This is a genomic window from Limnohabitans sp. 2KL-27, from assembly GCF_001269345.1.
Classification (GTDB): Bacteria; Pseudomonadota; Gammaproteobacteria; order Burkholderiales; family Burkholderiaceae_C; genus Limnohabitans_A.
Map to the genome: position 1 here is coordinate 1,014,188 of NZ_CXOP01000002.1, position 19,979 is coordinate 1,034,166.

At 61.3% G+C, this 19,979-nt stretch carries 22 protein-coding genes; 17 read left to right on the top strand and 5 right to left on the bottom strand.

The window, feature by feature from the left end:
- Positions 1-8 precede the first annotated feature (8 nt).
- The 8 genes from LHAB_RS07690 (at position 9) to LHAB_RS07720 (ending at position 6,302) form a co-directional block, all read left to right on the top strand.
- Complete coding sequence (locus LHAB_RS07690; RefSeq protein WP_090045162.1) at positions 9-923, top strand: biotin synthase; 915 nt, start codon at positions 9-11, stop codon at positions 921-923.
- Positions 924-1,017: 94 nt separating this feature from the next.
- Positions 1,018-1,494, top strand: a complete 477-nt coding sequence (locus LHAB_RS07695; RefSeq protein ID WP_090045164.1) for a DUF2244 domain-containing protein — start codon at positions 1,018-1,020, stop codon at positions 1,492-1,494.
- Positions 1,495-1,571: 77 nt separating this feature from the next.
- Positions 1,572-2,744, top strand: a complete 1,173-nt coding sequence (coxB, locus tag LHAB_RS07700; RefSeq protein ID WP_090047790.1) for a cytochrome c oxidase subunit II — start codon at positions 1,572-1,574, stop codon at positions 2,742-2,744.
- Positions 2,745-2,776: 32 nt separating this feature from the next.
- The gene (gene ctaD, locus LHAB_RS07705) at positions 2,777-4,393 is read left to right on the top strand and encodes a cytochrome c oxidase subunit I (RefSeq protein ID WP_090045165.1); all 1,617 of its coding nucleotides are present in this window, start codon (positions 2,777-2,779) and stop codon (positions 4,391-4,393) included.
- A gap of 5 nt (positions 4,394-4,398) precedes the next feature.
- Positions 4,399-4,515 (top strand): cytochrome oxidase small assembly protein, encoded by a 117-nt coding sequence (locus tag LHAB_RS14750; protein ID WP_228763383.1) that lies wholly within the window; start codon positions 4,399-4,401, stop codon positions 4,513-4,515.
- 10 nt (positions 4,516-4,525) lie between these two features.
- The gene (locus LHAB_RS07710) at positions 4,526-5,155 is read left to right on the top strand and encodes a cytochrome c oxidase assembly protein (RefSeq protein ID WP_090045167.1); all 630 of its coding nucleotides are present in this window, start codon (positions 4,526-4,528) and stop codon (positions 5,153-5,155) included.
- On the top strand, positions 5,152-5,376 hold the full coding sequence (locus LHAB_RS07715; protein ID WP_090045168.1) for a DUF2970 domain-containing protein: 225 nt from the start codon (positions 5,152-5,154) through the stop codon (positions 5,374-5,376). Before LHAB_RS07710 ends, LHAB_RS07715 begins: the two co-directional genes overlap by 4 nt.
- Positions 5,377-5,420: 44 nt before the next feature.
- Positions 5,421-6,302 carry a cytochrome c oxidase subunit 3 gene (locus LHAB_RS07720; protein ID WP_090045169.1) on the top strand — a complete coding sequence of 294 codons (882 nt, stop codon included), beginning with the start codon at positions 5,421-5,423 and terminating at the stop codon, positions 6,300-6,302.
- A gap of 110 nt (positions 6,303-6,412) precedes the next feature.
- On the opposite strand, the gene LHAB_RS07725 is transcribed toward LHAB_RS07720, so the two are convergent.
- The gene (locus LHAB_RS07725) at positions 6,413-6,646 is read right to left on the bottom strand and encodes a twin transmembrane helix small protein (protein ID WP_194943124.1); all 234 of its coding nucleotides are present in this window, start codon (positions 6,644-6,646) and stop codon (positions 6,413-6,415) included.
- Between the two features lie 14 nt (positions 6,647-6,660).
- On the opposite strand from LHAB_RS07725, the gene LHAB_RS07730 reads away from it, so the two are divergent.
- Genes LHAB_RS07730 through LHAB_RS07750 form a run of 5 tightly spaced genes read left to right on the top strand, consistent with a single transcriptional unit; the run spans position 6,661 to position 10,710 of the window.
- Positions 6,661-7,404: an SURF1 family protein gene (locus LHAB_RS07730; protein ID WP_090045172.1), complete on the top strand. Its 744-nt coding sequence runs from the start codon at positions 6,661-6,663 to the stop codon at positions 7,402-7,404.
- Positions 7,355-8,068 carry an SCO family protein gene (locus LHAB_RS07735; RefSeq protein ID WP_090045174.1) on the top strand — a complete coding sequence of 238 codons (714 nt, stop codon included), beginning with the start codon at positions 7,355-7,357 and terminating at the stop codon, positions 8,066-8,068. Before LHAB_RS07730 ends, LHAB_RS07735 begins: the two co-directional genes overlap by 50 nt.
- 3 nt (positions 8,069-8,071) lie before the next feature.
- The gene (locus tag LHAB_RS07740; protein WP_090045175.1) at positions 8,072-9,202 is read left to right on the top strand and encodes a COX15/CtaA family protein; all 1,131 of its coding nucleotides are present in this window, start codon (positions 8,072-8,074) and stop codon (positions 9,200-9,202) included.
- Positions 9,199-10,095, top strand: coding sequence for a heme o synthase (cyoE, locus tag LHAB_RS07745; RefSeq protein WP_090045177.1), 897 nt, complete (start codon positions 9,199-9,201; stop codon positions 10,093-10,095). The genes LHAB_RS07740 and cyoE overlap by 4 nt, the downstream gene beginning before the upstream one ends.
- 9 nt (positions 10,096-10,104) lie before the next feature.
- Positions 10,105-10,710, top strand: coding sequence for an SCO family protein (locus LHAB_RS07750; protein WP_090045178.1), 606 nt, complete (start codon positions 10,105-10,107; stop codon positions 10,708-10,710).
- Between the two features lie 56 nt (positions 10,711-10,766).
- Here LHAB_RS07750 and LHAB_RS07755 read toward each other — a convergent pair whose 3' ends face one another.
- The 3 genes from LHAB_RS07755 to ftsY form a co-directional block, all read right to left on the bottom strand.
- Positions 10,767-11,792, bottom strand: a complete 1,026-nt coding sequence (locus LHAB_RS07755) for a Bug family tripartite tricarboxylate transporter substrate binding protein (RefSeq protein WP_090045180.1) — start codon at positions 11,790-11,792, stop codon at positions 10,767-10,769.
- A gap of 105 nt (positions 11,793-11,897) precedes the next feature.
- Positions 11,898-12,830: an RNA polymerase sigma factor RpoH gene (gene rpoH / locus LHAB_RS07760; protein WP_090045181.1), complete on the bottom strand. Its 933-nt coding sequence runs from the start codon at positions 12,828-12,830 to the stop codon at positions 11,898-11,900.
- A gap of 156 nt (positions 12,831-12,986) precedes the next feature.
- A complete protein-coding gene (gene ftsY / locus LHAB_RS07765) occupies positions 12,987-14,066 on the bottom strand; it encodes a signal recognition particle-docking protein FtsY (protein ID WP_090047792.1) in 1,080 nt (359 codons plus the stop codon).
- 28 nt (positions 14,067-14,094) lie between these two features.
- Here ftsY and LHAB_RS07770 point away from each other — a divergent pair, with 28 nt between their 5' ends.
- Genes LHAB_RS07770 through coaD form a run of 4 tightly spaced genes read left to right on the top strand, consistent with a single transcriptional unit; the run spans position 14,095 to position 18,225 of the window.
- A complete protein-coding gene (locus LHAB_RS07770) occupies positions 14,095-15,543 on the top strand; it encodes a M16 family metallopeptidase (protein WP_090045183.1) in 1,449 nt (482 codons plus the stop codon).
- 27 nt (positions 15,544-15,570) lie between these two features.
- Positions 15,571-16,971, top strand: coding sequence for a M16 family metallopeptidase (locus tag LHAB_RS07775; RefSeq protein ID WP_090045184.1), 1,401 nt, complete (start codon positions 15,571-15,573; stop codon positions 16,969-16,971).
- 52 nt (positions 16,972-17,023) lie between these two features.
- Positions 17,024-17,722: a 16S rRNA (guanine(966)-N(2))-methyltransferase RsmD gene (gene rsmD, locus LHAB_RS07780; RefSeq protein WP_090045186.1), complete on the top strand. Its 699-nt coding sequence runs from the start codon at positions 17,024-17,026 to the stop codon at positions 17,720-17,722.
- On the top strand, positions 17,719-18,225 hold the full coding sequence (coaD, locus tag LHAB_RS07785; protein ID WP_090045187.1) for a pantetheine-phosphate adenylyltransferase: 507 nt from the start codon (positions 17,719-17,721) through the stop codon (positions 18,223-18,225). The genes rsmD and coaD overlap by 4 nt, the downstream gene beginning before the upstream one ends.
- A gap of 44 nt (positions 18,226-18,269) precedes the next feature.
- Here the strand turns inward: coaD and recJ are convergent, their stop codons facing one another.
- Positions 18,270-19,979 carry a single-stranded-DNA-specific exonuclease RecJ gene (gene recJ, locus LHAB_RS07790; protein WP_090045189.1) on the bottom strand — a complete coding sequence of 570 codons (1,710 nt, stop codon included), beginning with the start codon at positions 19,977-19,979 and terminating at the stop codon, positions 18,270-18,272.

The window sequence follows — 19,979 nt, forward strand, 5'->3', positions numbered from 1 at the left end:
CCTTGGCCATGTCTGCACCTGAACGCCCCCCCTCACTCGACCCTGTTGCTGCTGCCCGTTGGTTGGCGCATCCGGTGGGCCAGGCTTCGCCCTGGTTGCACGAAGAAGTGGCCTCCCGCATGCAGGAGCGGCTGGATTTCATCAAGCTGCAGCCCGAGCGCTGGGTCCATTGGGAGCCATTGCGAGGCGGCTTGTTGGCGCAGCGGGCTTTGCAAAAGCGCTATCCAAAAGCCCAGACCTGGCTCTGCAGCGAGCGGGAGGGGGTGGCCCTGGCTGCGCAAAAGGCGGTTCAGGGGCGTTGGTGGCAGGCCGAGCGTTGGTGGGGACCCCGCGTCGAGCGGGGCTTGCCGCCGCACGGTCAGGCCCAGATGGTGTGGGCCAACATGCTGCTGCACACGTGTGCGCAACCTCAACAAATGCTGAAAAACTGGCACAACACCTTGGCTGTGGACGGTTTTTTGATGTTTTCGTGTTTGGGACCCGACAGCCTGCGGGAGTTGCGCGATGCCTATGCTCGGCAGGGCTGGCCCGAGCCCGCCCACGAGTTCACCGACATGCACGATTGGGGGGACATGCTGGTCGAGGCGGGGTTTGCCGAGCCGGTCATGGACATGGAGCGCATCACACTGACCTATGAGTCACCGCAGCGCATGCTCGACGACTTGCGGGCTTGGGGGCGCAATCTGAACGTCAATCGCTTTGCGGGTTTGCGGGGGCGCCTCTGGCGAGCACAGCTCGATCAGGCCTTGCTGTCACTGGCTCGGCCTGAGGCGGGTGGGCGTTTGTCGCTCAATTTCGAGATTGTGTATGGCCATGCGCTCAAACCCCGGCCACGCGCTGCCGTGAGTGCCCAAACGGAAATCGGTCTGGATCAGATGCGCCAAATGCTGCGCAGCGGCAAACCCATATCCGACAAAGTTTGAGTTGAATCAAAACCCCCGTTTATCTCGGGTAAAATCCGTCGGGTTTTAGCCAGAATGCTTGCCTCAAGAGTGTTAGGTTATTGAAAGTTGACGCGTGTCAAATCCAGCTTACCAGTTTGCACAAGAGTCCGGACCGGCCATTCAGTGGCAGTTGCGACGCAATTGTTCGGTAACACCTGCCCAGTTGGGTTGGCTTTACCTGTCTTTGTGTGTCGTGTCCTTGGGCATCGGTGTGTTCTTCTGGGTGCAAGGGGCCACTTTGGTTCTTGCGTTCGCAGGACTGGAAATTGCGTTGGTCGGTTTGGCCTTTTTGGCCTATGCCCGGCATGCGACCGATGGCGAGTGGATTTCACTGCAGGGCACCAGCCTGGTGGTGGAAAAAGAATCAGCCGGGCGCCGCGAGCGTGCAGAGTTTTCGCGTCAGTGGGTGAGGGTTGAGCCCAAATCCGGCGATCACAGCCTGATCGAGTTGTCAGGCCAGGGTCGTTCGATCGAGGTGGGGCGCTTTGTGCGACCCGAGTTGCGCCAAGTTTTGGCGCGAGAAATCAGAAGGGCATTGCGTTCAGCGTGATGTCCGGTGATGAACAGGGCCTGGCCTGGTTTGTCAATGGTGTGAGTTCAACAGAGTCTTGGAAGTTAGTGAGAACCATGAAGAATATTTCCAACCAATTGGCTTCGCTGCTGTCGCGCGCGGGCATTTTTGCAGGCGCTTGGGTGGCTACCGCTGCACTTGCTGTCAATGACTTGCCAGGCGGCCCTGCTGTCAACCAACTCAATTTGCATCCGCCGGTCACCAAAATTGCCGAAGAGCAGCAATGGCTGCATTGGTTCATGTTGATCATCTGCACCGTGATCTTCATTGCCGTGTTTGCGGTCATGTTCTATTCCATCTGGAAGCACCGCAAGTCGGTGGGCCACAAACCTGCCACCTTCACCGAGTCCATCACGGTCGAAGTGATCTGGACGGCTGTGCCTTTCCTGATCGTGATCCTGATGGCCTTGCCGGCCACCAAAGTGCTGGTAGCCCAAAAAGACACCACCAACGCCGATCTGACGGTCAAAGTCACTGGCTACCAGTGGAAATGGGGCTATGACTACATCAAGGGCCAGGGCGAAGGTCTGAGCTACATCTCCACACTCGATTCGTCGCAGCGTGCCATGTCCGACGCTGGTAAGCCGCAAGGCGACAACTACCTGCTCAAGGTTGACAACCCACTGGTGGTGCCTGTCGGTCAGAAAGTGCGCGTGATCACCACCGCCAACGATGTGATCCACGCATTTGCAGTGCCGGCCTTCGGTATCAAACAAGATGCGATCCCTGGCTTCGTGCGCGACACTTGGTTCCGCGCCGAAAAAACAGGTGATTTCTATGGACAGTGCCAAGAGCTGTGCGGCAAAGAGCACGCCTACATGCCGATCCACGTGAAGGTCTTGTCGGCTGCTGACTACGCTGCCTGGGTCGACACCGAGAAGAAAAAGCAAGCGGCCAAAGCCGATGACCCAGCCAAAGTCTGGGCGCTGGACGACCTCTCCAAGCGCGGTGAAAAGGTTTATGCGGCCAACTGCGCGGCCTGCCACCAGGCCAACGGCAAAGGTGCGGGTGCCATCAAGGCTGTGGACGGCTCTGCGGTCGTGCTCGATGCCGACAAGTCCAAGCAAATCGCGGTGATGCTGAACGGTCAAAACAACGGCGCCATGCCCGCATGGAAACAGCTGTCGGACACCGAAATCGCCGCTGTGATCACTTACACCAAGAACAACTGGTCCAACAAGACCGGGCAAATCGTGCAGCCGGCTGAAGTTCTGGCCGCTCGCAAATAAGCCGTACCGTATCCCAATCAAAGGAAATCAAGATGAGTGCCGTTCTAGACCATCACGATCACGCCCATGACGACCACGGTCACGCGCCTGCGGGCTGGCGTCGCTGGGTGTATGCCACCAACCACAAAGACATTGGTACCTTGTACCTGTTGTTCAGCTTTGCCATGCTCATGGTCGGCGGCGTCTTGGCGCTGGGTATCCGCGCCGAGTTGTTCCAGCCTGGCTTGCAAATCGTGAACCCTGAGTTGTTCAACCAGTTCACCACCATGCACGGCATCATCATGGTGTTCGGTGCCATCATGCCGGCCTTTGTGGGCTTTGCGAACTGGATGCTGCCGCTGCAAATCGGCGCGTCCGACATGGCCTTTGCCCGCATGAACAACTTCAGCTTCTGGCTGATGATTCCGGCCGCCTTGATGTTGGTGGGCTCATTCTTCATGCCTGGCGGCGCACCCGCAGCCGGCTGGACTTTGTACGCGCCTTTGACCCTGCAAATGGGGCCATCGATGGACGCGGGTATTTTTGCCATGCACATCCTGGGCGCTTCGTCCATCATGGGCTCGATCAACATCATCGTCACCATTCTCAACATGCGCGCTCCTGGCATGACTTTGATGAAGATGCCCATGTTCGCTTGGACATGGTTGATCACCGCTTACTTGCTGATTGCTGTGATGCCTGTGTTGGCTGGCGCGATCACCATGACCCTGACCGACCGCCACTTTGGCACCAGTTTCTTCAACCCCGCTGGTGGTGGTGACCCGGTCATGTACCAGCACATCTTCTGGTTCTTCGGTCACCCCGAGGTGTACATCATGATCTTGCCGGCCTTCGGCATCATCAGCCAGATCGTGCCTGCATTCGCTCGCAAGAAACTGTTCGGCTACGCCTCCATGGTCTACGCCACATCGTCGATCGCCATTTTGTCGTTCATCGTGTGGGCTCACCACATGTTCACCACCGGCATGCCAGTGACGGGTCAGTTGTTCTTCATGTACGCCACGATGCTGATCGCCGTGCCCACGGCAGTCAAGATCTTCAACTGGATCGCGACCATGTGGCGTGGCTCCATGACCTTTGAAACCCCGATGCTGTTTGCGGTGGGCTTCATTTTCGTGTTCACCATGGGCGGTTTCACCGGCCTGATTTTGGCCATGGCGCCGATCGACATCCAGTTGCAAGACACTTATTACGTGGTGGCCCACTTCCACTATGTGCTGGTGGCGGGTTCGCTGTTTGCGCTGTTCGCCGGTGTTTACTACTGGATTCCCAAGTGGACGGGCGTGATGTACCACGAGACACGCGGCAAGATCCATTTCTGGTGGTCACTGATCTCCTTCAACGTCACGTTCTTTCCGATGCACTTCTTGGGCTTGGCCGGTATGCCCCGTCGTTATGCCGACTACCCCATGCAGTTCACCGACTTCAACATGATCGCCTCGGTGGGTGCCTTCTTCTTTGGCTTTGCACAGGTTTACTTCTTCCTGTTCATCGTTTTGCCTGCCATGATGGGCAAGGGCGAAAAAGCACCGCAAAAGCCTTGGGAAGCTGCGGAAGGTTTGGAGTGGGAAGTGCCATCGCCTGCACCTTTTCACACCTTTGAGAACCCTCCGAAGCTGGATGCCACCGCGACCCGCGTGATCGGTTGATGCCCATGGCCCTGACCCCTGAACAAAGAAAAAGCAATGTCCGCCTGGGCCTGATCCTGGCCTCGGTGGCACTGACGGTGCTGTTGGGATTCGTGGCCAAGTTGCTGTTGTTGAATTCTTGAAAGACCCTCAATGAACCTGCGTGGTGAAAATCTGAAGATGGTGGGCAAGCTGGCGGTGGTGACCGCGGGCATGTTCTGCTTCGGTTACGCGCTGGTCCCCATTTACAAGGCCATTTGCGAAATCACAGGCATCAACATCTTGTCGATATCCGAGACCCAGGTCCCGGGCAACGCCAAGGCGGGCAAAGCCGCTGAGGTGTTGCGCAACAGCCAGGTCGATACCAGCAGAACCATCACCGTCGAGTTCGACGCCAATGTGCGCGGCCCCTGGGAGTTCAAGCCGGAAAAACGTTCCATGCAGGTTCACCCTGGCGAACTCAGCACCGTGATGTACGAGTTCCAGAATGTGCAAAACCGCCGCATGGCCGCTCAGGCCATTCCCAGCTATGCACCGCGCAACGCGGCCAACCACTTCAACAAGCTCGAGTGTTTCTGTTTCAACCAGTACACCCTGGAGCCCGGCGAGAAAAAATCCTGGCCCGTCGCCTTTGTGATCGACCCCAAGTTGTCCAAAGACGTGACCACCATCACGCTGTCCTACACCTTCTTTGAGGTGGGCGGCAAAACGCCGGCGGCTCCGACAGCGCCATTGGCCGCTGCCGTTCAGCCCTTGCCCCTCAAGACAGGTCTGGGATCATGAGCCAGCCAGAGGTGCCCGTGTCCAAAACGCCCTGGTTGCGCACCATTCAGGCCGTTCTTTGGTCCTTTGTCGGTCTTCGCAAGAATTCCGAGTACCAGCAAGACATTGAAAAGCTCAACCCGTTCCACATCATCGGTGTGGCCATTGGTGCGGCATTGTTGTTTGTTCTGGGGCTGATTGCCCTGGTCAATTGGGTTGTGGTTCAGCCCACCGGCCTTTAACCGCCAAAGATAAGATTTCGATAGAAGAGAGAGCAGGAGTTCCCATGAGTTCAGCAGCACACGGCAGCACGCCTTATTACTACGTACCGCACGAGTCACGTCACCCTGTGATGTCGGCCATTGGCTTGTTTTTCGTCATCCTGGGCGCAGGCCAGTGGATCAACGGCGCTGAATGGGGCATGTATTGCCTGTTCTTCGGCCTGGCTTGGTGGTTGATCGTCCTGTACCAGTGGTTCTCTGAGGCCGTGCACGAAAGTGAAACCGGCATGTACGGCCGCAAAATCGATCTGTCCTACCGCTGGAGCATGACCTGGTTCATCTTCTCGGAAGTGATGTTCTTTGGCGCTTTCTTCACCGCACTGTGGTGGGCCCGTTCGCATTCGATTCCTGCGCTCGGCAGCCTGGAAAACGCATTGCTTTGGCCTGACTTCAAAGCCGCTTGGCCCAGCGTGGTGGCCGGTGCGACCACTTCGCCAGCCGGTTTTGTCGAGCCCTTCCAAACCATGGGCCCCTTCTGGTTGCCGACCATCAACACCGCTTTGCTTTTGACTTCGGGCGTGACGCTGACCATTGCTCACCATGCTCTGCAAGTGGGCAATCGCAGCAAAACCATCATGTTCATGTGGATGACAGTGATTTTGGGCTTGGTTTTCTTGTTCGTTCAAGGTTATGAATACGCCCATGCTTGGGGTGACCTGAACCTCAAGTTGTCATCCGGCATTTATGGCTCCACCTTCTACATGTTGACCGGCTTTCACGGTTTCCACGTGTTCGTGGGCATGTTGATGCTCTTGTTCATCACCTTGCGCTTGCAAAAAGGCCACTTCACCAAAGACCGTCACTTCGGCTTTGAAGGCGCGGCCTGGTACTGGCACTTTGTGGACGTGGTGTGGCTGGGCCTGTACATCCTGGTGTATTGGATGTAAGCCTGCCACCGGCCAACAAAAAAGCGCCTCAGGGCGCTTTTTTGTTGGGGGAAATCGGGTGCCCAGCGCTGGATCAGATCCCCTGCGCGGTCTGCCAAATGCAGAAAAAATCAGGCCCCGGGCGGAATGCCTGTTGGCTGGATCCAGCCCATCTTCCAGGACAACAGCACGCAAAGGAAGAGGACAATGGACAAACCGACACGGAAAGCCAGCGCGGTGGCCATCGTGCCTTTTTTGGGCGCTTGGCCCTCCACGGGCGGGGCGCTGCCCCGCATCATGTACATCAGGGCCGAGCCCAGACTGAGCAATATGGCGACAAACGCGATGGCGACAAGAATTTTCATACGCACATTATCCAATGACTGACAAATCCCTTCACTGGAAAAGATGGCTGGTCCTGGCGGTGGCTGCCTTGGGTGTCGCCAGCACGATTTCGCTGGGCCTCTGGCAGCTCGGCCGTGCCAGCGAGAAAACCGCTTTGCAGGACGCGCGAACGCAGCAGGCGGCCAAAGCGACGCTGGATGGCCGAAGCCTGAGTGGTGGGTCTGAAAACGTGGCACAACGCCTCGATTTGATTCACCGCCGCATGGCCTTGACCGGACGTTGGCTGCCTGCCTACACGGTGTACCTGGACAACCGGCAGATGAACGCCAAGCCAGGTTTTTTTGTGCTCACGCCGTTGCAGATCGACGGATCGGGTGATGTCTTGTTGGTGCAGCGCGGCTGGGCGCAGCGCTCGTTCACTGACCGCACCGCATTGCCCCCTGTGCAAACACCAGAGGGCGCCGTTCAAGTGCAAGGGCATTTGGCCCCATGGCCATCAAGGCTCTATGACTTTGGCGGTGCCGAGACAGGCCCGATACGGCAAAATCTCGACCTGACTGCTTACCGGCAAGAAACGGGTTTGAAGGTGCTTGAAGTCACCTTGCTGCAGTCGGGCGGGCCCTCCGAAGGTCTGCTGCGCGAATGGCCCGTGGTGGCCAGTGGGGTTGAAAAACACCACGGTTACGCATTTCAATGGTTTGGCCTGAGTGGTCTGATCGCATTACTTTATGTCTGGTTCCAAATTGTCCAACCCCGCCGCCAAAAACGATCTGCCTGACAGCCCCCTGGCCATGACGGTGCACGACATGCCCAGCCCGGGCGCCTTGGTGCAAGCCGATGCCCAGCGCACGCGAATGGGCCGCTGGAAAATGATCGCCATGCTGTTGGTGTGCGCCTCTCCAGTCATTGCCTCTTATTTCACCTACTACGTGCTTCGCCCAGAAGGCCGTCGTGTGTATGGCGAGTTGATCCAGCCGCAAAAAGACATGCCGCAGATCAGCGCCCAAAACCTGCAAGGTGAGCCGGTGACGCTGGCCAGCCTCAAAGGCCAGTGGTTGCTGGTGACAGTGGCGTCGGGCGATTGCGACGAGCGCTGCCAGCAAAACTTGTATTTCCAGCGGCAGTTGCGTGAAATTTTGGGCCGTGAAAAGGACCGACTTGACCGTGTTTGGTTGGTTATTGACGACGCCCCTGTTGCCCCCGGCCTCTTGCCCGCTTTGAACATGGCGCACGTGCTGCGCCTGGATGCGGCCACGGTGCAAAGCTGGATTAGCCCGGCCCAGGGCCAGAAGTTGCAGGACCATCTGTACGTGGTCGATCCGATGGGCAACTTCATGATGCGTTTCCCGGCCAACATGGACGTGCCCGGTGCCTCCAAAGCCAAGCGCGATCTGGATCGTTTGCTCAAGGCGTCTTCGTCTTGGGACCAGGCGGGACGCTGAAGCATGACCGAAGTGGACCTGTACAACCTCGAACCCATTTTGGAGTTGATGGCCGTTGGCTTGGCCGTGGCTTGTTTGCCATTGGGCTGGTGGCTGTGGCGGCAGCGCAGCGCCTCGCCATCGGGGCGGCTCAAGGCCCTGACCCTGATCACGCTGTTTCTGACCTTTGATCTGGTGCTGTTCGGGGCCTTCACCCGCCTGACCGACTCTGGCCTGGGATGCCCGGATTGGCCGGGGTGCTATGGCAGCGCCACGCCGATCGGGGCCAAGGTCGAAATCACGGCGGCCCAAACGGCCATGCCCAGCGGACCGGTCACGCACAGCAAGGCCTGGATCGAGATGGTGCACCGCTATCTGGCCACTGGGGTGGGTGTTCTGATCCTGACGTTGGCCGCCATGACCTGGTGGCTGCGCCGTCAAAGCCGGGAGGTCAGTCCCTGGTTGCCCACTGTGACCTTGCTTTGGGTCTGCATGCAAGGGGCGTTCGGCGCCCTCACGGTGACCATGAAGCTCTTTCCGGCCATCGTCACCTTGCACCTGATGGGCGGCATCGGCTTGTTGGTTTTGTTGATGGCGCAAGCCGTGCGCTATGACGGCGCAGGCGCACAACCCTTGCCATCGCCCTTGCGCTGGGCTTTGTGGGCCGGCTTTGTTTTGCTGGGGATTCAAATTGCCTTGGGTGGCTGGGTCAGCACCAATTACGCCGTATTGGCGTGCCCCGATTTCCCCACCTGTCATGGCCAGTGGGTGCCCGAGATGAATTGGCAAGGCTTTGGCCTCTGGCGAGAGCTGGGGTACACCCCAAGCGGTGAGCTCTTGCCATTTTCGGCGTTGGCGTCGATCCATTTTGTGCACCGCTCGGCCGCTTGGCTGGTCTTGGCGGTGCTGCTGTGGGTGGGCTGGCGTTTGCGGGTACAGCCTGGCTTGGCTGTGGCTGGGCGTTGGTTGCTGGGTCTGTGTGCCTTGCAGTTCGCCACCGGCTTGAGCAATGTGGTGCTGGGCTGGCCCTTGCTGGCCGCTGTCATGCACACCGGGGGGGCTGCTGCCATGGCCTTGACCCTGACCTGGGCCTTGAGTGTCAGCCGGGCTGATAATTCAGGGCCTTCTCTTCTTTCCAAAAAGCTAGCCGAATGACCGTCGCCACTGCCCGTTTGCCTCTGACTGCCTGGCAACAGTATCACGCGCTGACCAAACCGCGTGTGGTTCAGTTGATCGTTTTTTGTGCCCTGATCGGCATGGTGCTGGCTGTGCCCGGCGTGCCCAGCGTGGCCGAGCTGAAACTGGGTCTGTGGGCCTGCATCGGCATCTGGTTGGTGGCGGGCGCGGCTGCGGCCTTCAACTGCCTGGTTGAAAAAACCATCGACGCCAAAATGAAGCGCACCGCCTGGCGACCCACCGCCAAGGGTGAACTCAGTGACCAGCAGGCCTTGCTGTTTTCGGGCGTGCTTTGCGCCTTGGGCTCGGCCGTGTTGTACGTGCTGGTCAACCCACTCACCATGTGGCTCACCTTTGCCACCTTTGTGGGCTACGCCATCATCTACACCGTCATCTTGAAACCGCTCACACCACAGAACATTGTGATTGGCGGGGCCAGCGGTGCCATGCCGCCTGTGCTGGGCTGGGCGGCCATGACCGGGCAGGTCGGACCGGAAGCCTTGATCCTGTTCCTGATCATTTTTCTGTGGACGCCGCCGCACTTCTGGGCGCTGGCGCTCTACCGCGTCGAGGACTACCGCAAATCGGGCCTGCCCATGCTGCCTGTGACGCACGGCAACGAGTTCACGCGGCTGCAAATCCTGCTGTACACCATCGTGCTCATGGCGTCCTGCTTGATGCCCTTTGTCTACGGCATGAGCTCCTGGCTTTACTTGGCCGCTGCGGTGGTGCTGAGCATCGGCTTCATTGGCTATGCGGTGGCCCTGTACCGCGCTTACTCTGACGAGTTGGCCCGCAAGACTTTCCGTTTTTCCTTGATCCACTTGAGCGCTTTGTTTGCCGCCTTGCTGCTGGACCATTACATTTTTTAAGGCTAGACCATGACGCGCAGAGTTTTTGCAAAAGCCGCTTGGCTGCTGGCTGTGTCCGTTGCCGTGGGGTCTTTGGCCGGTTGTGGTCAAGACAAACCCGCTTTTCGGGGGGTGGACATCACCGGGGCCGATTACGCCCAAGGCTTTGAGCTGCGTGACCAAAACGGCCAAGTGCGCACGCTCCAAGATTTTGCGGGCAAGGCGGTGGTGGTCTTTTTTGGCTACACCCAATGCCCCGATGTGTGTCCTACCGCTTTGCAGGAAATGGCCCAAGCCAAGCAGTTACTGGGTCCCGACGCTGACAAGCTGCAAGGCGTCTTCATCACCGTTGATCCGGAACGCGATACCCCAGAGTTGCTCAAGGCTTACATGGCCAACTTTGGTCCGGACTTTGTGGGCTTGCATCCCACGCCTGAGCAACTGCCCAAAGTGACCAAAGACTTCAAGATCTATTTCAAAAAGGTCGAGGGCAAAACCCCCACGAGTTACACCATGGACCACTCTGCGGGCAGTTTCACCTTTGACCCCCAAGGCCGCATCCGCTTGTACAACCGCCACGCCAGTGGAGCCGAGGCGCTGGCCACCGATGTGAAGATTTTGCTCAGCGGCAAGTGATTCCGGGCTCCAAGGCCCAAAGCTGAACACGCCGCTTCGGGGGCCGATTCAGGGCTTCAATTCAACTCGATTTTCTGGCTGCGGATGATGTCGCCCAGCGCTTTCGTGTCGGACGCAATCCGGTTGCGCAAACCTTCAGGCGATGAGCCCACGACTTGCCAGCCTTGCTGGAACAAACGCGCACGCATTTCCGGCTCACGCACGATCTCGCTGACCAAGGCCGACAGTTGGCTGGCCACTGCCGCAGGCATCGAGGCCGGTGCGGCCAACGCATTCCAGATTTCCAGCTGGTAGTCCTTCACCCCGATCTCCGACAGGCTGGGCACCTCGGCGGCCACGGGGCTGCGCCCGGTGCTCGATGCGCCAATGGCACGCAGTTTGCCGCCACGCACTTGCGCCGCCGACAGTGCGGGTGGCAGCAAGGCCAGTTGCACCTGGCCACCGAGCATGGCGGTGATGATCTGCGGGTTACCGGGATAGGGCACATGCACGGGCGCAATGCCGGCTTTGGTCTTGAGCAGCTCCATGCCCAGGTGCGCCACGGTGCCGACACCGGGTGAGGCGTAGCTGAGTTTGTCTCCCGCTTTTTGGGCTTGGCTCAGCCACTCGGCTGCGGTTTGGCCAGGCGCCACTCCGGGTCCTGACGCGGGCACAGTCAGGACCAAAGGCGCTTTGCCGATCAGGCTGATGGGTGCGAGGTCTTTGAGTGGGTCATAAGGCACCTTGGGGTTCAGGATGCGGGCAATGGTCATGTTGCCATTGATCATCAGGCCCAAGGTGTGGCCGTCGGTGGACTTGGCCACGAAGTCGGCGGCGATGTTGCCGCCTGCGCCCACTTTGTTCTCGACGATCACGTTGTGGCCCAAGACTTTGGCCAGCGGTTCAGCCAAAGCCCGGGCTGTCAGATCGGGGCTGGAGCCGGCCGGGAAACCCACCACCAAGCGCACAGTTTGCGTGGGCCATGCTTTGGCGGCGTTGGCCGAAGGATTGGCCCAAGACGGCGTCAGACCCCAAGCCACAGCAGCAGCGAGGGCTTGGGCCAAATGGCGGCGAGAAAAACCAGCGGGAGAGCGAGCAGTCATGGTGGTGTCCTAAAAATCACAGCCCAGACTTTAGCGCACTGCCGGCGAAAAAATACCCGGGCGATGCCGGGTATCCGAATCAAAGGCGGCCCACAAGGCCTGTGGTCAAGCAAACTCGACCAGCGCCTTTTTCATCTTCTTCATGGCCGCGACTTCGATCTGGCGGATGCGCTCGGCGCTCACGCCGTACTCGTCGGCCAGGTCGTGCAGCGTCATGCCGCCCGAGCCGTTGTCATTCACTTTGAGCCAGCGCTCTTCCACGATGCGGCGGCTGCGCTCGTCGAGCACATTCAGCGCAGTGGCGAGTCCATCGCTGGCCAGCACGTCGCGCTGGTGCGCTTCGATCATGGCGGTGGGCTCGTGGTTCACATCGGCCAAGTAAGCGATGGGGCCAAAGGCCTGTTCGCCATCGTCTGAGGGGGCCGGATCCAGCAGCACATCGCCGCCAGACATGCGCATTTCCATCTCACGCACTTCCTCGCGCTTGACGTTCAGGCTGTTCGCCATCGCATCCACTTGGTCGGGCGTCAGGGTATCGCGGTGCGTGCCTTCGTCGGCATCGGACTTGTAGCCTTGCTTCATTGAGCGCAGGTTGAAAAACAATTTGCGCTGGGCTTTGGTGGTGGCCAACTTGACCATGCGCCAGTTTTTCAGGATGTACTCGTGGATTTCGGCCTTGATCCAATGCAGCGCGTAGCTCACCAGACGCACGCCCTGGTCGGGGTCAAAGCGTTTGACCGCTTTCATCAGGCCCACATTGCCTTCCTGGATCAGGTCGCCGTGGGGCAGGCCGTAGCCCAGGTACTGGCGCGACACCGATACCACCAGTCGCAAGTGCGAGAGCACCAGCTTGCGGGCGGCTTCGAGGTCGTCGTTGGCCTTGAGCTGGCGGGCGGCCTCTTGCTCTTCCTCCAGGGTGAGCAGGGGCATGCGGTTGACCGCAGAAATGTAGGCGTCCAAGTGGCCGAGCGAGGGCACGACCGCCCAGGGGTTGCTCAGCGCGATGGCTGTGGCGGGCGAACCAGTTTGAATGTTCATACCAGAACTCCTTTCAGAATACCCCAATATTAGCACTCTCTGGTCAAGAGTGCTAAAGGGTGGCGTCCCAGGGCCTAGGGTCCTCGGGTTTTCCCTGATTTTGTGGGGGGCTGCCGGGCGCGTCTGTGCGCTGGTCAACGGCGCAGGCTGGGCTGTTCAGCTCAGCAGGGCCTGGGCAAACTCGCGGGCGTTGAAGGTTTCCAGGTCTTCCAGCTTCTCGCCCACGCCAATGAAGTACACGGGAATGGGCTTTTCGCGGGCGATGGCGCACAGCACCCCGCCCTTGGCGGTGCCGTCCAGCTTGGTCACGATCAGGCCGGTGAGGCCCAGGGTGTCGTCAAAGGCCTTGACCTGGGCCAGGGCGTTTTGGCCGGTGTTGCCATCGATCACCAGCAGCACCTCGTGCGGTGCGGTGCCGTCGGCCTTTTGCACCACCCGTTTGATTTTTTTCAGCTCTTCCATCAGATGCAGCTGGGTGGGCAGGCGTCCGGCCGTGTCCACCAGCACCACATCTCGGCCCCGCGCGCGGCCTGCGCTCACGGCGTCAAAGCTCACGGCGGCCGGGTCGCCGCCTTGCTGGCTGATGATCTCGACCGTGTTGCGGTCGGCCCAAACGGCGAGCTGCTCTTTGGCCGCGGCGCGGAAGGTGTCGGCCGCGGCCAGCAGCACGCTCAGGCCCTCGTCCGCCAGGTGCTTGGTCAGTTTGCCAATGGAGGTGGTTTTGCCCGCCCCGTTGACGCCGGCCACCATGATCACGGTGGGGTGGTGGTCGCCAATGGCCAGAGGCTTTTGCAAGGGTTGCAGCAGCTCGGTGATGGCATCGGCCAACAAGGTTTTGACTTGCGATGGCTCGGTGGCCTTGGCTTCTTTCACCCGCCGTTTGAGGTCTTGCAGCAAATGCTCGGTCGCTTTCACGCCGGTATCGGCCATCAGCAAGGCGGTTTCCAGCTCTTCATAGAGTTCGTCATCGATGCGCGTGCCGGTGAAGACGGTGGTGATGCTGGCGCCCGTTTTGCGCAGGCCGGCCTTCAGGCGGTCGAGCCAGCCCTGGCGGGCGGTGGGGGCGTCAGGGGTTGCTGCTGTCGGACTGGGTGGGGGCGCTAAGGGGGTGTTGGCAGGCGCTGTTGGCTTGCCGGCCAGGGGTGCTGAAACAGGGGGTGGAGCAGCGTGTGGTGCAAGCGCTGGAGCCGATGGGACCTCGGCAGGTGGGGATTTTTTTTTGAAGAAACTGAACATGGCGTGGATTTCAAGGATCATGCATTCTATGAAACCGAACTTTCTCTTGGGACTTTCCTGGGCAGCAGCCCTGCTGGCCAGCAGCTTCAGCGCCACGGGGCAGGCCCCGCAAGGCCAGGGCAGCGCCCAACCCACTGGCCAGACCCCAGCGGTCAGCGTGGCCCAGGTGCAGACCTTCACCTTGGCCAATGGCATGAGCTTGTGGGTCAAGCCCGATCGCCGCGCCCCCACCGCGGTGCACATGGTGTGGCTGCGCGTGGGCTCCATGGACGAGGTGGACGGCACCAGCGGCGTGGCCCACGTGCTCGAGCACATGTTGTTCAAAGGCACGCCCACCTTGGCTGTGGGTGAGTTTTCAAGGCGCGTGGCCGCTTTGGGCGGGCGCGAAAACGCCTTCACCGCCAAGGATTACACCGGCTATTACCAGCAAATCCCATCGAATCAACTCGAAGCCGTGATGCGTCTGGAGTCGGACCGCTTTGCCAACAACCAGTGGCCCGATGCCGAATTCGCCAAAGAGCTGGAGGTGGTGAAAGAAGAGCGCCGCCTGCGCACCGACGACAACCCCCGGGCCCAGTTGCACGAAATGCTCTCGGCCACGGCCTTGTCGGCCTCGCCTTACCGCCGCCCCATTGTCGGCTGGATGAGCGACTTGGAGGCCATGACGGCGCAAGACGCCCGCGATTTTTACCGCAAGTGGTACACCCCGGCCAACGCGGTGGTGGTGGTGGCGGGCGATGTGGACCCGCTGCAAGTCAAGGCGCTGGCCGAGACGTATTACGGCACCATCCCGAGCAGGGCAGTGCCTGAGCGCAAGCCCCGGGAAGAGCCTGCGCAGCAAGGTCTGCGCCGTTTCGAATTCAAAGCCCCGGCCGAGCAGTCGTATGTGGCACTGGCCTTCAAGGTACCGCGCCTGGCCAGCCTGGCGGTCTCGCCCGAACACGACGATGCCCTGGCCTTGACGGTGCTGGCCGCCGTGCTCGATGGTTACAGTGGCGCCCGACTGGACCGTGCGCTGACCCAAGGCGACAACCGCTTGGCCGACAGCGTGGGGGCCTACAACGGCCTCATGGGCCGGGGCCCGCAGTTCTTTTATCTGGAAGGTGTGCCGGCCAAGGGCCAAAGCCCCGAGGCGCTGGAAGCGGCCTTGCGTGCCCAGGTGCAACGCGTGGCGACGGAAGGTGTCAACGAGGCCGAGCTGCAGCGCGTCAAAACCCAATGGGTGGCCAGCGAAATCTACAAGCTGGACTCCGTCTTCAACCAGGCCCGCGAGTTGGGCGTGGCTTGGACGCTGGGCTTGCCGCCGGACCACGGCACGCAGTTGATCGCCCGGCTGCGGCAGGTCACGCCTGCCCAGGTGCAGGCCGTGGCGCAAAAGTATTTTGGAGACGACAGCCTCACCGTGGCCACTTTGCGGCCGCAGCCTCTGTCGGGCCAGCCCCGGGCGCGCCGTGCCCTGCCCGGTGCACGCCATTAAAGCGCTGTGCCATTCAAGCGCCTTGTCATGAAAGCCCAAACCCCCATGTCCCTGATCCTTTCCTTGAACGCATTGGCTTGGAGGCGCTCGACCTTGGCGCTGGCCTGTTGGGCTGCGGCCAGCTGGGCACAGGCCTCATTGCCCATCCAGCACTGGACCCAGCCCAGCGGTGCACGCGTGTATTTGGTCGAAAGCCACGCCATCCCCATGGTCGATGTGCAGATCGACATCGATGCCGGCAGCCGCCGCGACCCGGCAGCGAAGGCGGGCCTGGCCTCGGTCATGGCCGGGCAAATGGCCAACGGCACACGTGCCGAGCCACCAGTGCAAGGGAAGGGCCAAGGCCTTTACCCCCAGGCCATGGACGAAAACCAGATCGGTGAGGCCTGGGCCGACCTGGGCGCCAGCTTTGGGGTCAGTGCAGGCGGTGACCGCATGAGCTTTGGCCTGCGCAGCCTGAATTACCCCGACTTGCTGGACAAAGCCGTGGCCTTGGCGGCGCGGCAAATGGCGCACCCCGCTTTCCCAGAGGCCATGTGGCTGCGCGACCGCGAACGCCTCAGCGCCTCCATCCGTGAATCGCTGACCAAGCCCGGTACGGTGGTGCAGCACCGCTTTGCGCAAGCCGTGTACGGCCCGCACCCCTATGGCCAACGGGTCACGCCCGAGAGCTTGTCGCGCATCGGCGTGCAAGACTTCAAAAACCTGCACGCTCAGGCCCTGCGGGCGTGCCGCGCCACGGTGAGCGTGGTGGGGGCTTTGAGCCGCGCTCAAACCGATGCCTTGGTGCAGCGCCTGCTGGCGCAGTGGCCCCGCGAATCAGGCTGCCAGAGCTTGCCAACCGTGCCCGAAGTGGCCCCTTTGGCCGCCGCGCAAAACCTGAACCTGCCCTTTGACTCGGCCCAGGCCCATGTGCTGATGGGCCAGCCCGGCTACAAACGCACCGACCCCGACTTTTTTGCCCTGTTGGTGGGCAACCACATTTTGGGCGGCGGTGGCTTTGTTTCACGCCTGACCGAGCAGGTGCGCGAAAAACGCGGCCTGAGCTACAGCGTCTACAGCGCATTTGCCCCGGGTCTGCACGCCGGAGCTTTCATGGTGGGCCTGCAAACCCGACCTGATCAGGCCAAGCAAGCTGTGGCCGTGGCCCAAGAGGTGGTGCAGGGCTTTGTGCGCCAAGGCCCCACCGAGGCCGAGCTGCAAGCGGCCAAATCCAACCTGGTGGGCGGCTTTGCGCTGCGCATCGACAGCAACCGCAAGCTGCTGGACAACGTGGCCAATATTGCTTGGAACCGGTTGCCTTTGGACTACCTGAACACTTGGACGCGGCAGATCGAGCGCGTCAGCGCCGCCGATGTGCAACGCGCCATGGCCCGGGTCCTGCAGCCCGAGCGCATGGTCACGGTGGTGGTGGGCGGTCAACCCTGAAGGGCAAGAACAAGATGGGTTTCAAGGCTTTGGCCCTTTACACTCGCAAGCTATGTCCTTTGCCCCATCCAAACGTCCACCGCTGAGCGGCGCGGTCCGTCATGCCGCCGCAAAAAAGCCCAAGAATCCGGTGCCCAAAGGCCCGTCCTCCCATGAGATTCGCATCATCGGTGGGCAATGGCGCCGCACCCGGCTGAAGGTGATGGACAAACCCGGTCTGCGGCCCACGCCCGACCGCGTGCGTGAAACTTTGTTCAACTGGCTGGGCCAGGACCTGAGCGGCTGGCGCTGCGTGGACGCGTTTGCCGGCACCGGCGTGCTGGGGCTGGAGGCCGCCTCGCGCGGCGCGGCCCATGTGCTGATGGTCGAGCAAGACGCCATGCTCGTGCGCGATTTGGAGGGCCATGTCACCCGCCTCAAAGCCAGCATGGTCAGCGTGCAGCGCGGTGATGCGGTGAGCACTTTGGGCCGTTTGCCTGCGGGCAGTGTGGACCTGGTGTTCATCGACCCGCCCTTTGACGGCCCTTGGTTTGAACCGGCCCTCAAAGCCGCCACCCGGGCCGTGCCCGTGGGTGGCTGGATTTACCTGGAAGCGCCGGTGGCCTGGCCTGCCGAGGCGCTGGCGGCTTTGGGCCTGCAGTGCGAGCGCCACCTCAAAGCGGGTGCGGTGCATGCGCACTTGTTGCAACGCACGAGCCCCGTGGCTGGGCCCACCCCATCCGCTACCCCGATCGAAGGAGACACGCCATGAGCCGACCTGCCCACACCGCTGTGACCGCTGTTTACTCCGGCACGTTTGACCCACTGACCTTGGGCCATGAAGACGCGATCCGCCGCGCTGCGCAGATGTTTGACCAGGTCATCATCGCGGTGGCCCGGGCGCACCACAAGAACACGATGTTCACCTTGGACGAGCGGCTGGCGCTGGCGCAAACCGCGTTGGCCGATTGCCCCAATGTGAAGGCCCTGCCTTTTGATGGCTTGATCGTGGAGTTTGTGCGCGCGCAAAACGCCCAGGTCATCGTGCGCGGCCTGCGTTCGGTGACCGATTACGACTACGAAACCCAAATGTCGGGCATGAACCGCCACCTCGCCCCGGAAGTGGACACGGTGTTCTTGCACACCAGCGCGGGCGTGCAGCACATCAGCAGCACCTTGGTGCGCGAAATCGCCAAACTTGGCGGCGATGTCTCGGGCCTGGTGTCCACCCCCGTGCTCAACGCCTTGCAGGGCAAGGTCGCGATCAAGCATTGACAGCGGCCTGAAAACCATCGCGCACGGGGCGCACGCCTACCCATTCACAGCTGCGCGCCTTCGACCAAAAAGCGCACCCGCTTTTGGCCCTGCCACTCGTCGGCGTCCAGCCGGTAAGCCAACTTCACCCGTGCTGGCAGTGGCTCGGTGCGGCCAAACCAGATGCCGTCAACCGGCTGACCCTGGTGCTTCATCTTGAGCGACAGGTGTTTTTCTCCCACCAGCCGTTGAGACACGATCTCGATCTCTTCGCAAAACACGGGCGGCGCAAAGCCCTGGCCCCAGACCTCGTGGTGCAGCATGTCCACCAGATCCACCCGGCGGTATTCGGCGGGCAGCGGCCCATCGGTCTCCAAGCGGCGCTGAAGGGTGGCCGCGTCCAGCCACTCCAGGGCGACTTGGTTGAGCGTTTCTTCGAACACATCCAGGTGCTCTTCGGCCACCGTGCAGCCTGCCGCCATGGCGTGACCGCCAAAGCGAAGCAACACGCCCGGGGCACGTTTGGCCACCAGATCGAGCGCGTCGCGCAAATGAAAGCCCGCAATCGAGCGGCCCGAGCCCTTGAGTTCATGCTCTTTGCCCGGGGCGCTGCTGGCCGCGAACACAAAGGTGGGGCGGTGCAGCTTGTCCTTGATGCGCGAGGCCACGATGCCCACCACACCTTCGTGAAAATCCGGGTCAAACACGCAAATGGCGGGCGGCGGCTCCTCACCTTCGTCGAACAGCGACTCGGCCATCTCCATGGCCATCTCGCGCATGTCGCCCTCGATCACGCGGCGTTCGCGGTTGATCGCATCGAGCTGCCGGGCCAGCTCGTCGGCGCGGCCCGTGTCGTCGGTGAGCAGGCACTCGATGCCCAGCGTCATGTCGGCCAGGCGTCCTGCGGCGTTGATGCGCGGGCCCAGGGCAAAGCCAAAGTCAAAGGTGGTGGCCTTGGCAGTTTCGCGGCTGGCCACTCGCATGAGCGCGGCCATGCCGGGTGGCAAAGCGCCCGCCCGAACCCGGCGCAGACCTTGGGCCACCAACCGGCGGTTGTTGGCGTCAAGCCGGACCACATCGGCCACCGTGCCCAAGGCCACCAAGGGCAGCAGGGCGTCCAGCCGGGGCTGGTTGCTGGCGTCGAACACGCCACGCTGGCGCAGCTCGGCGCGCAGGGCCAGCAGCACATAAAACATGACGCCCACACCGGCGATGGATTTGCTGGGGAAGCTGCAGCCGGGCTGGTTGGGGTTGACGATGACCTCGGCCGTGGGCAGTTCACTGCCGGGCAAATGGTGGTCGGTCACCAGCACTTGCAGGCCCAGCGCTTGCGCCGCTTGCACGCCCGCCACACTGGCGATGCCGTTGTCCACCGTGATCAGCACATCGGCGCCTTGGGCGTGCACCCGCTCTGCGATGGGGGGTGTCAGGCCATAGCCGTCCACCACCCGGTCGGGCACCAAATAGCCCACGTTTTGCGCACCCAGCATGCGCAGGCCGCGCACGCCCACGGCGCAGGCGGTGGCCCCGTCGCAGTCGTAGTCGGCCACGATGCACAGGCGTTTGTTCTGAGCCATGGCATCGGCCAAGAGTTTGGCGGCTTCTGTGGTGCCCAGCATCTCGGCCGGGGACAGCAGCAGGTTCAGGGCGTCGTCAAGTTCGTCTTTGGACAGCACGCCCCGGGCGGCATACAGCCGGGCCAGCAGAGGGTGGATGCCCGCTTGTTCCAGCGCCCAGGCGCTGCGGGGAGGGACATCTCGGGTGAGCAAATTCAT

What these genes read in the sequence shown, in the direction of transcription:
- LHAB_RS07690 (WP_090045162.1), top strand. Translation starts at nt 9, where the DNA reads ATGTCTGCACCTGAACGCCCCCCCTCACTCGACCCTGTTGCTGCTGCC.
- coxB (WP_090047790.1), top strand. Translation starts at nt 1,572, where the DNA reads ATGAAGAATATTTCCAACCAATTGGCTTCGCTGCTGTCGCGCGCGGGC.
- ctaD (WP_090045165.1), top strand. Translation starts at nt 2,777, where the DNA reads ATGAGTGCCGTTCTAGACCATCACGATCACGCCCATGACGACCACGGT.
- LHAB_RS14750 (WP_228763383.1), top strand. Translation starts at nt 4,399, where the DNA reads ATGGCCCTGACCCCTGAACAAAGAAAAAGCAATGTCCGCCTGGGCCTG.
- LHAB_RS07710 (WP_090045167.1), top strand. Translation starts at nt 4,526, where the DNA reads ATGAACCTGCGTGGTGAAAATCTGAAGATGGTGGGCAAGCTGGCGGTG.
- LHAB_RS07715 (WP_090045168.1), top strand. Translation starts at nt 5,152, where the DNA reads ATGAGCCAGCCAGAGGTGCCCGTGTCCAAAACGCCCTGGTTGCGCACC.
- LHAB_RS07720 (WP_090045169.1), top strand. Translation starts at nt 5,421, where the DNA reads ATGAGTTCAGCAGCACACGGCAGCACGCCTTATTACTACGTACCGCAC.
- LHAB_RS07725 (WP_194943124.1), bottom strand. Translation starts at nt 6,646, where the DNA reads ATGAAAATTCTTGTCGCCATCGCGTTTGTCGCCATATTGCTCAGTCTG.
- LHAB_RS07730 (WP_090045172.1), top strand. Translation starts at nt 6,661, where the DNA reads ATGACTGACAAATCCCTTCACTGGAAAAGATGGCTGGTCCTGGCGGTG.
- LHAB_RS07735 (WP_090045174.1), top strand. Translation starts at nt 7,355, where the DNA reads ATGTCTGGTTCCAAATTGTCCAACCCCGCCGCCAAAAACGATCTGCCT.
- LHAB_RS07740 (WP_090045175.1), top strand. Translation starts at nt 8,072, where the DNA reads ATGACCGAAGTGGACCTGTACAACCTCGAACCCATTTTGGAGTTGATG.
- cyoE (WP_090045177.1), top strand. Translation starts at nt 9,199, where the DNA reads ATGACCGTCGCCACTGCCCGTTTGCCTCTGACTGCCTGGCAACAGTAT.
- LHAB_RS07750 (WP_090045178.1), top strand. Translation starts at nt 10,105, where the DNA reads ATGACGCGCAGAGTTTTTGCAAAAGCCGCTTGGCTGCTGGCTGTGTCC.
- LHAB_RS07755 (WP_090045180.1), bottom strand. Translation starts at nt 11,792, where the DNA reads ATGACTGCTCGCTCTCCCGCTGGTTTTTCTCGCCGCCATTTGGCCCAA.
- rpoH (WP_090045181.1), bottom strand. Translation starts at nt 12,830, where the DNA reads ATGAACATTCAAACTGGTTCGCCCGCCACAGCCATCGCGCTGAGCAAC.
- ftsY (WP_090047792.1), bottom strand. Translation starts at nt 14,066, where the DNA reads ATGTTCAGTTTCTTCAAAAAAAAATCCCCACCTGCCGAGGTCCCATCG.
- LHAB_RS07770 (WP_090045183.1), top strand. Translation starts at nt 14,095, where the DNA reads ATGAAACCGAACTTTCTCTTGGGACTTTCCTGGGCAGCAGCCCTGCTG.
- LHAB_RS07775 (WP_090045184.1), top strand. Translation starts at nt 15,571, where the DNA reads ATGAAAGCCCAAACCCCCATGTCCCTGATCCTTTCCTTGAACGCATTG.
- rsmD (WP_090045186.1), top strand. Translation starts at nt 17,024, where the DNA reads ATGTCCTTTGCCCCATCCAAACGTCCACCGCTGAGCGGCGCGGTCCGT.
- coaD (WP_090045187.1), top strand. Translation starts at nt 17,719, where the DNA reads ATGAGCCGACCTGCCCACACCGCTGTGACCGCTGTTTACTCCGGCACG.
- recJ (WP_090045189.1), bottom strand. Translation starts at nt 19,979, where the DNA reads ATGAATTTGCTCACCCGAGATGTCCCTCCCCGCAGCGCCTGGGCGCTG.